10 protein-coding genes are annotated in these 14,501 nt (G+C 71.6%); 1 reads left to right on the top strand and 9 read right to left on the bottom strand.

What is annotated here, in order from left to right:
- Nucleotides 1–53 precede the first annotated feature (53 nt).
- From AB0C28_RS34445 to thrC, 5 genes are all read right to left on the bottom strand, one after another.
- On the bottom strand, nt 54–689 hold the full coding sequence (locus AB0C28_RS34445) for a response regulator transcription factor (RefSeq protein WP_346105985.1): 636 nt from the start codon (nt 687–689) through the stop codon (nt 54–56).
- A 59-nt stretch (nt 690–748) separates the two neighbouring features.
- Nucleotides 749–2,017 carry a sensor domain-containing protein gene (locus AB0C28_RS34440; protein ID WP_358080037.1) on the bottom strand — a complete coding sequence of 423 codons (1,269 nt, stop codon included), beginning with the start codon at nt 2,015–2,017 and terminating at the stop codon, nt 749–751.
- A 142-nt stretch (nt 2,018–2,159) separates the two neighbouring features.
- Nucleotides 2,160–4,250, bottom strand: a complete 2,091-nt coding sequence (gene rho / locus AB0C28_RS34435) for a transcription termination factor Rho (protein ID WP_358080036.1) — start codon at nt 4,248–4,250, stop codon at nt 2,160–2,162.
- Between the two features lie 457 nt (nt 4,251–4,707).
- On the bottom strand, nt 4,708–5,613 hold the full coding sequence (gene thrB / locus AB0C28_RS34430; RefSeq protein ID WP_357859306.1) for a homoserine kinase: 906 nt from the start codon (nt 5,611–5,613) through the stop codon (nt 4,708–4,710).
- 39 nt (nt 5,614–5,652) lie between these two features.
- A complete protein-coding gene (gene thrC / locus AB0C28_RS34425) occupies nt 5,653–6,711 on the bottom strand; it encodes a threonine synthase (RefSeq protein ID WP_346105981.1) in 1,059 nt (352 codons plus the stop codon).
- A 198-nt stretch (nt 6,712–6,909) separates the two neighbouring features.
- Between thrC and AB0C28_RS34420 the strand changes: the two genes are divergently transcribed.
- Nucleotides 6,910–8,340 (top strand): glycosyltransferase, encoded by a 1,431-nt coding sequence (locus AB0C28_RS34420; RefSeq protein WP_357859309.1) that lies wholly within the window; start codon nt 6,910–6,912, stop codon nt 8,338–8,340.
- A gap of 172 nt (nt 8,341–8,512) precedes the next feature.
- On the opposite strand, the gene AB0C28_RS34415 is transcribed toward AB0C28_RS34420, so the two are convergent.
- From AB0C28_RS34415 to lysA, 4 genes are all read right to left on the bottom strand, one after another.
- Nucleotides 8,513–10,183: a glycosyltransferase gene (locus AB0C28_RS34415; RefSeq protein WP_358080035.1), complete on the bottom strand. Its 1,671-nt coding sequence runs from the start codon at nt 10,181–10,183 to the stop codon at nt 8,513–8,515.
- Between the two features lie 242 nt (nt 10,184–10,425).
- A complete protein-coding gene (locus AB0C28_RS34410; RefSeq protein ID WP_358080034.1) occupies nt 10,426–11,502 on the bottom strand; it encodes a family 2 glycosyl transferase in 1,077 nt (358 codons plus the stop codon).
- A gap of 210 nt (nt 11,503–11,712) precedes the next feature.
- Entirely contained in the window at nt 11,713–13,002 is a 1,290-nt protein-coding gene (locus AB0C28_RS34405) for a homoserine dehydrogenase (RefSeq protein ID WP_357859318.1), read from the bottom strand.
- Nucleotides 12,999–14,381: a diaminopimelate decarboxylase gene (gene lysA, locus AB0C28_RS34400; RefSeq protein WP_357859321.1), complete on the bottom strand. Its 1,383-nt coding sequence runs from the start codon at nt 14,379–14,381 to the stop codon at nt 12,999–13,001. The genes AB0C28_RS34405 and lysA overlap by 4 nt, the downstream gene beginning before the upstream one ends.
- Between the last annotated feature and the right edge of the window lie 120 nt (nt 14,382–14,501).

The raw sequence follows: 14,501 nt of genomic DNA, 5'->3' as shown, positions 1-14,501 counted from the left end.
CCATCGGGCATTCCCCACCGCCTCCCGCCGGCCCCGCCGGCCCCGCCGGCGCCTCAGCGTCCCAGGTACGTCAGCACGGCGAGCACCCGCCGGTGGTCCTCGGGCGCCGGCCCCAGCGCCAGCTTGGCGAAGATGCCGGAGATGTGCTTCTCCACCGCGCCCTCCGTGACGACCAGCCGGGCGGCGATGGCGGTGTTGGAGCGGCCCTCCGCCATCAGCGCCAGCACCTCGCGCTCGCGCGGCGACAACGAGTCGAGCGGGGCGCCGCGCCGCTGCCGGCTGAGTAACTGCACGACCACCTCGGGGTCGATGACCGTCCCGCCGGACGCGACCTGGCGCACCGCCTCCAGGAACTCGGCCACGTCGGCGACCCGCTCCTTGAGCAGGTAGCCGACGGCCCTGCCGATGAGTTCGCCGGCGTAGCGCTCCTCGACGTACTGCGACAGCACGAGGATCGGGAAGTCCGGCCTGGCGGCGCGCACCTGCAGCGCCGCCCGCAGCCCCTCGTCGGTGTGGCTCGGCGGCATGCGCACGTCGACGATCGCCAGGTCGGGCTCGTGCCGCAGCACCGCCGTCACCAGCGCGGGCCCGTCGGAGACGCTCGCCACCGTCTCGATGCCGCCGTCGGCGAGCAGACGCGCGAGCCCTTCGCGCAGCAGTACGGAGTCCTCGGCGATGACCACGCGCATGGCCCCATGACTACAGGGCAGGACGCCGGGCTGTCCACCGCCCCGCGCGTCAGGCACGGCTACCACTCGCAGGGCAGCTCCGCGCGGATCAGGGTCGGGCCGCCCACCGGGCTGTGCACGACCATCACCCCGTCGATGGTGGCGGCCCTGTCGGCCAGCCCGGACAGCCCGCCGCCCGGGCTGAGGAGCGCGCCGCCGATGCCGTTGTCCCAGACGTCCACGACCACGCCGCGGTGATCCCTGATCAGGGTGACGGACGCCTCGGTGGCGCCGGAGTGCTTGGCCATGTTGGTCAAAGTTTCGGCCACGATGAAGTACGCGATGCTCTCCACGGCGGGCGGCGGCCGTTCGTCCAGTTCGACCGAGACGTCCACCCGGATGGGCGCCCGCGCGGCCAGCCCCGACAGGGCGGCGTCGAGCCCTCGGTCGCTGAGGATGGCCGGGTGGATGCCTCTGGCCAGGTTCCGCAGCTCGGCGATGGCCGCCTTGGTGCCGGCGTGCGCCTGGGCGATGAGCGTCCTGACCTCGTCGGGCTCGCTGTCGAACTTCGCCTGGGCGCGTCCCAAATCCACCGCGACCGACAGCAGCCGCTGCTGGGCGCCGTCGTGCAGGTCGCGTTCGATCCTGCGCCGCTCGGCCTCGGCGGCGTCGATGCCCCTGGCCCTGCTGGCGCGCAGCCGTTCCTCCTCGTTGCCGCCGAGCAGCACCGTGGCGAGGGTGCCGTGCAGCCAGGCCATGCCGCGGACGAGGTAGGCCGTCAGCACGAGGAGCAGGCCGCCGAAGACCGCGGCGATCACCGCCCCCGGCGCCCAGTCGCCGACCAGCAGGTCGTTGTAGCCGCCGCCGGTCGCGTACCCGAAATAGAGCAGCGGCTGCAGGAGGAACGTGATCGACGCGAACCACAGCCCGAACGACAACCCCACCTCGACCGCGCCGAGCGGGAGCAGCATCAGCAGATAACCCAGGTCCTGCCAGGTGGCGGGGTCGGACAGCAGCCAGCGCAGGTGCGCGCCGACACCGCGCTCGGGCCGCGGCCGGTACGGGTCGGCGATCCTGACGCCGAACGCCGCGTGCAGCAGCCGGCGTTCCAGCATCGCCCCGCCGCGCCACATCAGCACGGTGGCCATCATGAGCGGGACGCCCACCCAGACGATCGTGAGCGTGAGCGAGAGGGGGATCGTGATGCTCAGCACCGCGAACCAGCCGAGCCCGACGAAGCCGGTGACCAGCAGGTAGGGGGCCGCCCGCCAGGTCATCGGGTCGACCAGAACTCCCAGCGGCCCCTTGGGCCCGAGCGGCACGCGGTCCTTCAACGCCACAGAACGCATGTAGTTCAGAGTGCACGCGCCGGGCCTCGCGGTGAATACGGATGACTCCCGTCACGGGGTAGGGCTAGCCCCAGTGCCCCGGCCCGGACGCGGAAGGGGCGGCGGGGGAAGACCCCCACCGCCCCTTCGGCGAACGCGGACGCTAGTCGCGGTCGTTGCTCACCGTGGTCTTCTGGACCTGGAGCAGGAACTCCGCGTTGGACTTGGTCTCCTTCATCTTCTCCAGGAGCAGTTCGAGCGCCTGCTGCATGTCGAGCGCGTGCAGCACGCGACGCAGCTTCCAGACGATCTGGAGCTCGTCCTTGCCCATGAGGATCTCTTCCTTACGGGTGCTGGACGCGTCGACGTCCACCGCGGGGAAGATCCGCTTGTCGGCCAGGGAGCGGTTGAGCTTGAGCTCCATGTTGCCGGTGCCCTTGAACTCCTCGAAGATGACCTCGTCCATCTTGGACCCGGTCTCGACCAGGGCCGTGGCGAGGATCGTCAGCGAGCCGCCGTTTTCGATGTTGCGGGCGGCGCCGAAGAACCGCTTCGGCGGGTAGAGCGCCGTGGAGTCGACACCACCCGACAGGATGCGCCCGGAGGCCGGGGCCGCCAGGTTGTAGGCGCGGCCGAGACGGGTGATCGAGTCGAGCAGCACGACCACGTCGTGGCCCAGCTCCACCAGGCGCTTGGCGCGCTCGATGGCGAGCTCGGCGACGGTGGTGTGGTCCTCGGCGGGACGGTCGAAGGTCGAGTGGATGACCTCGCCCTTGACCGACCGCTGCATGTCGGTGACCTCTTCAGGCCGCTCGTCCACGAGCACGACCATCAGGTGGCACTCGGGGTTGTTGCGGGTGAGCGCGTTGGCGATGGCCTGCAGCACCATCGTCTTACCGGCCTTGGGCGGCGAGACGATGAGGCCGCGCTGGCCCTTGCCGATCGGCGAGACGAGGTCGATGATCCTCGTGGTGAGGATGTTCGGCTCGGTCTCCAGGCGCAGGCGCTCCTGCGGGTAGAGCGGCGTCAGCTTGTTGAAGTCGGGCCGGCTGCGAGCCTGCTCCGGGTCCATGCCGTTGACGGTGTCGAGGCGGACCAGGGCGTTGAACTTCTCGCGCCGCTCGCCGTCGCGCGGCTGGCGGACGGCGCCGGTGATGACGTCGCCCTTGCGCAGGCCGTTGCGGCGGATCTGGGCGAGCGAGACGTAGACGTCGTTGCTGCCCGGAAGGTAGCCGCTGGTCCTGACGAACGCGTAGTTGTCGAGGATGTCGAGGATGCCGGCGATCGGGATGAGCACGTCGTCGTCGCCGATGACGGGCTCGCTGCTGTCGAAGCGGTCGCGGCCACGGCCACGGTTGCGCTCCCTGAAGCGGCCCCTGCGGCTACGCCCGCCGCGGTCGTCGTCGTCGCTGCCGCGCTGGTCGCCACGGCTGCCCGCGTCGACGGCGGAGCGGTCTCGCTGCTCGCCACGGCCGTCGCGGCCACCGTCGCGGCCACCGTCGCGGCCACCGTCGCGGCCGTCACGGTCACGGCTGTCACGGTCACGGCTGTCACGATCACGGCTGTCACGATCACGGCTGTCACGATCACGGCTGTCACGATCACGGTCACGGTCACGACCGCTGTCGCGCCCGCTGTCACGGCTCTCGGCGCGGCCGCCCTCACCGCGGTCGGCGGAACGGTCGCCGCGGTCGCCACGCTCACGACGCTCGCCGCGGCTGCGGCGCTCGCGCCGGCTCTCGCCGCGCTCGGCGCGCGTGTCGCTCTGGCCGGCCTCGACCGGCTGCGCCTGCTGCTCCACCACGGTCTCGACCGGGGCCGCGACCGGCTCGGGCGCGACGGCCACGGGCTCGGCGGCGGCCACCGGCGCCGCGGCGGCGGGCTGCGGAGCGGAGTCCTCGGCGGTCTTGGAGCGGGAACGTTCCCTGCGTGCACGGGTGGGCCGCTCCGTCGCGGGGGCCGCCTCCGTCGAAGCCGGGGGCGCCTCAGCCGCGGGTGCGGCAGTCGCTGCGCCGTCTCCGGAACCGCCACCCTGCTTCTCCTGGATGGCCGCGATCAGCTGGCTCTTCCGCATGCGCCCGGTCCCGCTGATGCCCAGCTCGGCGGCCATCTTCTGCAGCTCGGGCAGCACCTTGGCGGACAGGCCGGTGCCGGAGCGACGCGCACGCGGCTTAGCCGCTGCGCGGGTGGGGGTGTCGCCGGACGCCGGCTCAGCGCCTGATGCGTCGGAGAGGAGTTCGGTGGTGTCGCTCAACTAAAAGGTCCTTCCCAGGGGTCGGGCGCCGGTTTCGTTCTCCCGGGCGTCCCGGAGGTGCTTGCGATCCGGCGGGACAGACCGGGTCGGGGTGCACTCTGCGATCTTCGGCTGTCGTCTCAGGCAGCCGCCACTCTTGGGGAGGGGTTCGTCCACGCCGCCGATGGCCCTTGGCGCGTGGCTGACACCCCCCAGATTGCTGTCGCCAACCAGATGTCGAGATGATTCGAACGCGCAGATCCCCGTCGTCGCCACCTCACGTTGAGCCAACCGGGTGTGGGCCAACCGGAGGCAACGGATTCCGGGGAGACAGCCGCGCTGCTTCCGCCTCGCGACGTGAAGCATGATGCAGCGATGTATGGCTGACAAGCACGCACCCACCAAGGGGGCATCTGGTGCGGCTATCAGCCTAACATCACCAGCGCACACGGCTATTCCCTGAAGGTCTAAAGAGGTATCAGCGTGTCTCGGGGAACTGAACGTCCGCACCAACCGGGTCGACGTCCATTTGCTGGATGTGCCAGTCATTACCCACTTCTGGCGCGATCAAATCCTGCGTATCCGATGTCGAAAACGCAAGAACCGTGGGACCCGCTCCCGAAACGACCGCGGGCACGCCCACTGCACGGAGACGTTCTACCAGATCCGCGCTCTGCCGCATGGCAGGCGCGCGGTAGTGCTGGTGAAGGCGGTCTTCCGTGGCGGCGAGCAGGAGCCCCGGCTCCGGCCGCTGGGTCAGCGCGGCGATCAGCAGCGCGGCCCGGCCGGCGTTGAAGGAGGCGTCCTCGTGGGGCACGTCCTTCGGCAGGAGCCCCCGCGCGGCCTCCGTGGACAGCCGCGTCGAAGGAACGACGACGACTGGACGGACGCGCTGGTCGGGAGCCAGTTTCACCATACGCGGAACCCCGGCGTGGTCGAACCAGGCCACGGTCAGCCCACCGGCCAGGCAGGGGGCGACGTTGTCGGGATGGCCCTCCATCTCGGTGGCCAGCGCGTAGACGTCGTCGTCGGAAAGTTCGCCGTCGGCCAGGGCGCGCGCGGCGAGAATGCCCGCGCACACGGCGGCCGACGACGATCCGAGCCCGCGCGCGTGCGGGATCCGGTTGTGGCAGTGCAGGCGTATCCCTTCCGGCTGAGGCACCCCCATGCGGCCGAACGCCGCGCGCATCGCCTTGACGACCAGATGCCCCTCGCCGAGATCCACCTCCCCCGCGCCCTCGCCCTCCACGGTGACGTGGACACCGCGCTCGTCGGCGAGCGTGGCCCTGACCTCGTCGTGCAGGTTCAGCGCCAGCCCCAGCGCGTCGTATCCGGGCCCCAGATTCGCCGAGGTGGCGGGCACGCGGATGGCAACGGTCCTCATGCGTTCACTTTTCTCTCGTCACTCCCCCGTGCGCCCCCGTCAGGCGAGGTTGAGCGCCGCCGCGGCGGCGTGGACGTCGATGGGGATGACCACCGGCGCCGGCGCCCCCGAGATGGCCCAGTCGGGGTCCTTCAGTCCGTTGCCCGTGACCGTGCAGACGATGCGCTGCCCCGGCTCCACCATGCCCTGTGCGTGGGCCTGCAGCAAGCCCGCGACGCTGGCGGCCGAGGCGAGCTCGACGAACACGCCCTCCTCCTGCGCCAGCAGCTTGTACGCCGCCGCGATCTGCCGGTCGGTCACCGCCTGGATGGTCCCGCCCGACTCGTCGCGGGCCGCCGTGGCCAGCGACCAGGAGGCCGGGTTGCCGATGCGGATCGCGGTGGCGATCGTGTGGGGATGGGCGACGGGCGCGCCCTCGACGATCGGCGCCGAGCCGCTGGCCTGGAAGCCGAACATGCGCGGACGCCTGGTGGCGACCCCGTCGTCGAAGTATTCCTGGTAGCCCATCCAGTAGGCCGAGATGTTGCCCGCGTTGCCCACCGGGATGCAGTGAATGTCGGGGGCGTCGCCGAGCGTGTCGACGATCTCGAACGCCGCCGTCTTCTGCCCCTGCAGCCGGAACGGGTTGACGGAGTTGACCAGCGCGATGGGATAGCTGGACGACAACTTGCGGGTCATCTCCAGGCAGTCGTCGAACGACCCCTCGACCTGCAGCAGCGTGGCCCCGTGCACGAGCGCCTGGGCCAGCTTGCCCATCGCGATCTTCCCCCGCGGCACCAGCACGGCGCAGGTCAGCCCGGCGCGCACGGCGTAGGCCGCGGCCGAGGCCGAGGTGTTGCCGGTGGAGGCGCAGATGACCGCCTTGGCCCCCTCTTCCACCGCCTTGCTGATGGCCATCGTCATCCCGCGGTCCTTGAAGCTGCCCGTCGGGTTGGCCCCCTCCACCTTCAGGTAGACGTCACACCCCGTGAGGGCCGAGACGCGGTGCGCGGGCACCAGCGGCGTGCCGCCCTCGAGCAGCGTGATGACCGGCGTCTTCGCGGTGACCGGAAGACGTTCGCGGTACTCCTCGATGAGGCCACGCCACGACCTGCTCATGATGACTCCCTACCTGCGCTGTTGGGCACAGAGTGTACGGGGTGCCGGGGACCGTCGCTGAGCCGTGTCCACGGGTCGGACCCGTCCATTGGACAGGGGCACTATTCAGGAAATTCTCAGCATCTCCCGATAAGGTCTCGGCAGGGGGTCACGACCATGAACGCGCGTCCTGCTCTGAGGCAGAACGACTATTCACCAGTGGCGGCACCGCAGCTCGGCGCCTGGTCACCCGCACTTTCCGTGAGCGTGGTGATACCCGCGCACGGCGGGCAGGACAAGCTCGATCTGACGCTGGCCGCGCTGTCCGTACAGACGTATCCGGAGCACCTCATGGAGGTGCTGGTCGTCGACGACGGCAGCCGGCCGCCGATCCGGCTGCCCGAGCTGCGCCCGGTCAACACCCGTCTCGTACGGGTCCGGGACGGCTGGGGCATCTCCAACGCGGTCAACACCGGCGCCAAGGCGGCCGACGGCGAGATCATCCAGCGGCTCGACGCCGACATGGTGGCCTGCCGCGAGCACATCGAGGCGCTGGCCCGGTGGCACCACGTGACGGACTACCTGGTCACGATCGGGATGAAGAAGTTCGTCGAGGTGCCGCCCGTCACCGCCGCCCAGATCGCCGCGGCGAAGCGACTGGACGAGGTGTTCGACCTCGAAGGGGCCAGGTCGAGCTCGACCGAGGCGACGATCGCCAAGACGGACGGGCTGCGCAAGAGCCGCAATCCGTACCACGTGTGCACCGGCCCGACCTTCGCCCTGCCCCGGGAGGTCTTCCACGCCGTGGGCGGTCTCGACCCGAACGTGGCGCGGGGCGAGGACACCGAGTTCTCCTACCGCCTGGCCATGCACGGCGTCGTCTTCGTGCCCGACGCCGACGCCCAGGCCGTGCACCTGGGGCTGCCCGCCCAGCACCGCGACAGGGAGCGGGCGGTGCGGGCGGTGGAGCCGTACCTGGCGCACCGGATCCCGCTGCGCCGCGACCTGCGCAAGGACCGGGGGCGGCGGTGGCTGGTGCCGTACGTGGAGGTCGTGCTCGACGTGACCGACACCTCGGAGTCCGTGGTGCGGCAGGCGGTCGCGGCGGCGCTGGACGGCAAACTGCAGGACGTCGTGGTGACGCTGGTGGGGCCGTGGTCGCGGCTGGACGACTCGCGCCGGTTCGCGCTGTCCGACCCGTGTTTCGAGCTGCGGCTCATGCGTGACCTGTTCGCGCACGACGAACGCGTCCGGTTGATCGACGAAGCCGCGCCGACGCCCGCGCCGAGCCCGTTCCGCTACCGGGGGCCGGTGGACGTGCCGCTGCACCGGGCGACGCTGGAGCGGATGATCGAGTCGGTGCAGAAGGACCTCGCGGGCGTGCTCGTCGTGGACCTGCCCGACGGGCGCACGGCCCGCCTGGAGCGCACCTCGGCACTCGGCCGCGCCGCGCTCCTCTCCGGGCCCGGCGACGACCTCGACGCGGTCATCGACGCCACGCACGGGGTACGCCACGAGCCACCGGACCGCTTCTGGCCCGCGCCTGCGCAACCCGACCCGGTCACCATCCCGGCGCCGGTGAAGGTGACGGTGGAACCACCGGAGAAGACCCTCCTCCGCCGCCTCAAGTCGGCCCTACGCCCGAACTGACCAGCCGCGACGCCTGGCACCCGCTGCGACCGAACCGACCGCGCGATGCCCTGCGCCCCTGAGCCCGAACTGGGACACGGGGGCGACCAGGGACTGCCCTGAGCTCGGGGCCGGGCCGCGCGCCGCTGGCCCGCACGGGACCGACCCGCATGGGACCTGGTCGCGTGGGGTGTCAGCCGCGTAGGCGTTTGCGGAGGGCGCGTTTTGTGGCCGACATCATCGTGCGCAGGCCCTGCTGGGCCTGTGCCTGTGCGGCGCGTTCGGCGGCGGCGACCCGGCGGCGCAGCGTGCTGACCTCGCGGCGCAGCTCCACCGCCGACTTGCGCCAGCGGCCCGCCTCCTCCTTCCACTTGGCGATCTGACCCCGCAGCCGCTCGGCCTCCGCGGTCAGCCGCTCCACCTCCGCTCGCGCCTCGACCCCGGCCCGGTACGCCCCCCGCCGGCCCACCGGCGTCCGTGCCTCGGTGGTGAAGCCGTAGGTCTCGCCGTCCACCCAGACGACGCCCGACACCGTGTCCACCGCGTCGTCCAGGTCCTCCCCCGGCGCGGCGACCAGGCGGGCCCTGGCGAAGGCCGCGGCGCGTTCCAGGCGGGCCGTGACGACGTCATCCGCCGACTCGCGCAGCAGCACGTTCACCAGGCCAAGGCCCTCGTCGCGGGCCAGGTCGAGCAGGCGCGCGAGGGTGTCCTCGCCGGGGATCCAGCCTGCGGGCAGGCGCAGCACGTAGGGGACGGCCGGGTCCACGGCCCCGTCGCCACCCGCGTGTCCCCCGCCGTCGCCGGTCGTGGCCAGGCGTACCCGGCCCTCGTGCTCGTAGTGCCCATGGACCAGCACCAACTCCAGGGCCGGGTCCTTGAGCGGGGCGCGGCGGTCGCGGTCGAGGGTGTCCCAGGGCCCGGTCAGCAGCACGGACACATCAGGGACGGTGCCGGCCAGCAGCGCGTCCACGCTGGCCCGTACGGGGTCGTATCCGGCCGTGCCGTCCACGACCGCGGTGACGTACGGGACCTTCCACTGCCGCCCGGGATGACCCCTCAGCCAGCGGTAGGCCGGGATACGGTCGGCCACGAACGCGTGGCTGACCCGGTCGATGGACGGCTTGTCGCGCATCCGCATCGTCGGTCCGAGATGGTAGGCGCGGGCCACCGGCTCCGGTACGAAGACCGCGCCCGCCTGCCACAGCCGGTAGCCCATCTCGGTGTCCTGGCCGAGCACGAGATCGTCGTCCATCGGCCCCGCCGCCCTGATCAGCCGGGCGTTGACCGAGGTCGCGCCGCCGACGTGCAGGCTGAAGGGGCGCTGCGGGTTGGCGGTGAGGCCGTCGGTGCGGTCGACCAGGTCCACGATCCAGGCGTGCGGCTCGGCCGGCTCGAAGTGGCCTTCGAGGTCGGCGGGCAGCTCCGCGGGGAGCTCCGCCTCGGTGAACCTGAGGTAGCCGGTCACCACCACGTACGGCGCCGCGTGGTGCCAGCGCATGTGGGCCTCGATCGCGCCCGGCGTGAGCACCACGTCGGAGTCGAGCCAGTGGATCACCTCACCGGTGGCCGCGGCCAGCCCCGCGTTACGCGCGGCGGCCCGGCCGGGCCGTTCGCAGCCGATCAACCGGGTCATGTCAGGGCGCTCGGCGGGCAGCCGCAGCGGCGGCTCGCTGCCGTTGTCGACCACGACGACCTCGGTCAGCTCCGCCGGGTACGTCTGCCTGGCCAGCGCGGCGAGCACCAGGTCAAGCTGCTGCTGCCCACCGTAGGCCGGGACGACGACGCTGACCGTCAGGGTCGGCGTGAAGTGTTGGTCGGGCCCGGCGAGTACGCGATAGTCGTTCCCCCGCACCCGACGAACCACCGAACTCCCCGCCAACCCGCCGTTCTGCAACGAACTCCCCACCGACCGGTCTCCCGGCAACGCGCTCACCCCTGGCCGACCTTCCGCCAACGGACTCCCCACTGCCCGGCCCTCCGCCAACGGACTTGCCGCCGACCGGCCTCCGGCCGACCCGCTCTCCGACGGCCGGCCTGCCGTGGACGGGCTCTCGGCGTCGCCTGGGCCCCGGTCGTCCGGGTGGCTCACGGAGCCGTCGTGCACGGTCACGCCGCTTCCATGAGCGCGCTCGGACGGAAGCCCCGCCACTGGTTGACGGCCACCTTGAGGAAGTGGGCCAGCGGCAGCTGCCAGGTGTGGTCGCCGCTGAGCCCGCGCCGCAGGACGTAGCCCAGCCCGTGGGTGCGGTAGATGCGGGCTCCTGCCTGCTCCGCCGCCTTGAGGAATTCGCGATCGACGGCTTGCGGCAGCGCCGGAAAGCCGCCTATCTCCTGGAATTTCGCCCGCGACACCATGATCGTGCCACCGGCGACATGGTCGGAATAGACCTCACTCGGATAACTCGCCCCACTGGCGAACGTCGTGCGCCTGATCGTCGCCCGCAACGGCTCCAGGTAGAAGAACTCGGCCGTCGTGCCCACCACGTCGGCCCCCGCGTACGTGAGCGCCATGAACAGGTCGGCCAGGTGACGCGGGCCGTACCAGTCGTCGTCGTCCCACTTCGCCAGCAGGTCGCCGCCGGCCATCGCCGCCGCCTGGTTGAGCACGTCGCCGAACGGCACGGACGCGTCCGCCTCGATCCACCGCACGGGCAGGGAGCAGGACTCGACCGCCTCACGGACCTGCTCGAACGCGACCCCGTGCAGGCCCAGCAGCACCTCCGCCGAGACGTCGCGCTGACGCTCCATCTGGGCCAGCGCCACACCGACGAACGCGGGCCGCCTGGTGGCCATCACGATGCTCACCTGCGGCACGGCCGCCAACGGATGGGCGAGGCGGCGCAGGCGTACGCTGTGCTCCTCGCGGCGCAGGTCGGCCAGGCAGCGGGCGGTGCCGTCGGCGGTGTGGGCCAGCCACTCACGGTCGGTGAGCAGCTCGGCCAGATCGGCGGGCACCCAGAGCGCGGCACGCTCGGCGGTGAGCGGCACGCCGGCGGCGGCCAGGCTCAGCAGGCCGTCGAGCGGCACCGGGCCGTCCGGCCACTCGATCTCCAGCCCGCGCAGCGGACGCAGGGCGGCCACGTCGGGCGGCTGCCCGTCGACCGCCCAGCCGGCTCCGGCCCAGTGCAGGCGGGCCGGCTCCTTCTCCGGCGTACGCGCGAAACCGCAGGGGGTGGGGGACATGAACGAGGTGCTCCTGACCGCTCGGCAACCGATCGGCGCCTACCCTACGCCCGTTCCACCACCCGGCGGACGCGGATACGGCCCTCGTTCACGACCGGTGAACGCGCCCGCCGGCCCGTTCGTGCAGACCTGCGCGAACGACGTCAGGACGCCGCAGACCCGCGCGAACCTCAGCACACCGCGCGGACCGGTGAGCGCGGGATCCCTGCGTTACTCGTCGCCCTCGACCCGCATCACGCTGGCCACCGCCCGCACGATGTCGAGCTCGCGCAGCCCCTCCATGGTCGCCGTCAGCGCGGCGTCCGTGGCGCGGTGGGTGACGATGACGAGCTGGGCGTCGTCGCCGTGCCCCTCCTGGCGCACGGTCTGGATCGACACGTCGTGCTTGGCGAACAGCTCCGCCACCCGCGCCAGCACGCCCGGCTTGTCGGCGACGTCGAGCGCCACGTGGCAGCGCGTGACGGTGTCGCCCATCGGGTGGACGGCCAGGTCGGCGTAGGTGGACTCCTCGGGCCCGCGCGTGCCGGCCAGCCGGTTGCGGCCGACGGCCACCAGGTCGCCGAGCACGGCGGAGGCGGTCGGAGCCCCGCCGGCGCCCTTGCCGTAGAACATGAGCTGCCCGGCCGACTCGGCCTCCACGAAGACCGCGTTGTACGCCTCACGCACCCCGGCCAGCGGATGGGAGCGCGGGATCATCGCCGGATGGACCCGCACGCCGAACGAGCGGCCGTCGTCGGAGCGGGCGCAGATGGCCAGCAGCTTGATGACGTAGCCCATGGCCTTGGCGGAGGCGACGTCGGTGGCGGTGATGTCGGTGATGCCCTCGCGGTGCACCTCTTCGGCGCGCACCCGGCTGTGGAAGGCGAGCCCGGCGAGGATGGCGGCCTTGGCGGCGGCGTCGAAGCCCTCGACGTCGGCGGTCGGGTCGGCCTCGGCGTAACCGAGGGTCTGGGCCTCCTCCAGGGCGTCGGTGAAGGAGGCGCCCGTGGAGTCCATCTTGTCGAGGATGTAGTTGGTGGTGCCGTTGACGATGCCGAGCACCCGTTTGACGTGGTCGCCGGCCAGCGACTCGCGCAGGGGGCGCAGCAGCGGGATGGCCCCGGCCACGCTGGCCTCGAAGTAGAGGTCGCCGCGCCCGGTCCTGGCGGCCTCGTGGAGCGCGGCGCCGTCGGCGGCCAGCAGCGCCTTGTTGGCGGTGACCACGGACTTACCCCTGGACAGGGCGGAGACGATCAGCGAGCGGGCGGGCTCGATGCCGCCGATGACCTCGATCACGATGTCGACGTCGTCGCGGGTGACCAGCGCCTCGGCGTCGGTGGTGAGCAGCGCGGGGTCGACCTCGACGTCGCGTTTGCGGCCCAGCCTGCGTACGGCGACGCCGGTCAGCTCCAGCGGGGCCCCGACGCGCGCGGCCAGGTCGCCGGCCTGCTCGTGCATGAGCCTGATGACCTGAGACCCGACGACGCCGCAGCCCAGCAGAGCCACTTTCAGCGGTTTCACAGCTGCCCCCTCAACAAGTCGTCCTCGGTCTCGCCCTGCACGATCACGCGCGAGACACCGCCTGAGACGGCGACCACGGCGGGCCTGGGCAGGTAGTTGTAGTTGTTGGCCAGCGAACGGCAGTAGGCGCCGGTCGCGGCCACGGCGATCAGGTCACCGGGGGCGAGGTCGGCCGGCAGATGGAAGTCGCGCACGATGATGTCGCCGCTCTCGCAGTGCTTGCCGACCAGGCGGCTGAGCATGGGCTCGGCCTCACTGGACCGGCTGACCAGCGCGGCGGTGTATTCGGCACCGTAAAGGGCCGTGCGCACGTTGTCGCTCATGCCGCCGTCGATGCTCACGTAGGTGCGCAGGCCCTCGACGTCCTTGATGGTGCCGACCTCGTAGAGGGTGATGCCGCCCGGGCCGACGATGGTGCGGCCGGGCTCGACGGTCAGGCGGGGCACGGGCAGGCCGGCGTCCACGCAGACCTTGGCGACGATCTCGCGCAGGCCGTCGGCGAGCTCCTTGATGTCGGGAGCCTCGTCGCCGTCGACGTAGGCGATGCCGTAGCCGCCGCCCAGGTCGAGCTCGGGCAGCACGACGCCGTGTTCGTCCTTGATCTGGACGAGCAGCGTGGCCAGCCGGCGCGCGGCCACCTCGAACCCGGCCGTGTCGACGATCTGGGAGCCGATGTGGGAGTGCAGGCCGACCAGCTCGAGCTGCGGCATGGCGAGGATGCGGCGCACGGCCTCGGCCGCGGCGCCCGCGTTCAGCGACAGGCCGAACTTCTGGTCGTCGTGGGCCGTGGCGATGAACTCGTGGGTGTGGGCCTCGACCCCGGTGGTCACCCTGATCATCACCTTGGGCCGCTTGCCCAGCTGCTCGGCGAGGTAGCCGAGCCTGGTGATCTCGTCGTAGGAGTCGACCACGATGTGACCGACCCCGGCCTCCAGGGCCTTGGCCAGCTCGGCCTTGGACTTGTTGTTGCCGTGCATGGTGATGCGCTCGGCGGGGAAGCCGACGCTCAGCGCGACCGCCAGCTCGCCGCTGCTGGCCACGTCGAGGCCGAGGCCCTCGTCCTGGAGCCAGCGCACGATCTCCTTGCACAGGAACGCCTTGCCGGCGTAGTGGACCTCGGAGCCGGAGAACGCCGTCGCGTAGTCGCGCATGCGCGAGCGCACGTCGTCCTCGTCGATGACGTAGAGCGGGGTGCCGTAATCACGAGCGAGGTCGCGCACGTCCACGCCGCCGACGGTGAGCGCGCCTTCCGCCCGGCTCGACGTTCGGGGCCAGATCGAGGGGTTGATCCGGTTGAGGTCGGCGGGCGCCAGCGGCGGGCGCTCGTGCGGCAGCATCTCGGCGTGCCGGTCCCCGGCGGGGTGGGCGAATCGACTCACCCGATCGAGGCTATCGGAAGCACCAGGGAGCCATGACCCTGTGACCACGTATCGAGACACGATCACGCCCTGGAAGGGATATTTTTACGCTTTTTCGCCTTTTAACCGAATATTTTGTGA

This window comes from Nonomuraea sp. NPDC048892 (genome assembly GCF_040649735.1).
GTDB classification, from domain to species: Bacteria; Actinomycetota; Actinomycetes; order Streptosporangiales; family Streptosporangiaceae; genus Nonomuraea; species Nonomuraea maheshkhaliensis.
Note: the sequence above shows the minus strand (reverse complement) of the source record. Positions and strands in the feature narration are given on the sequence as shown.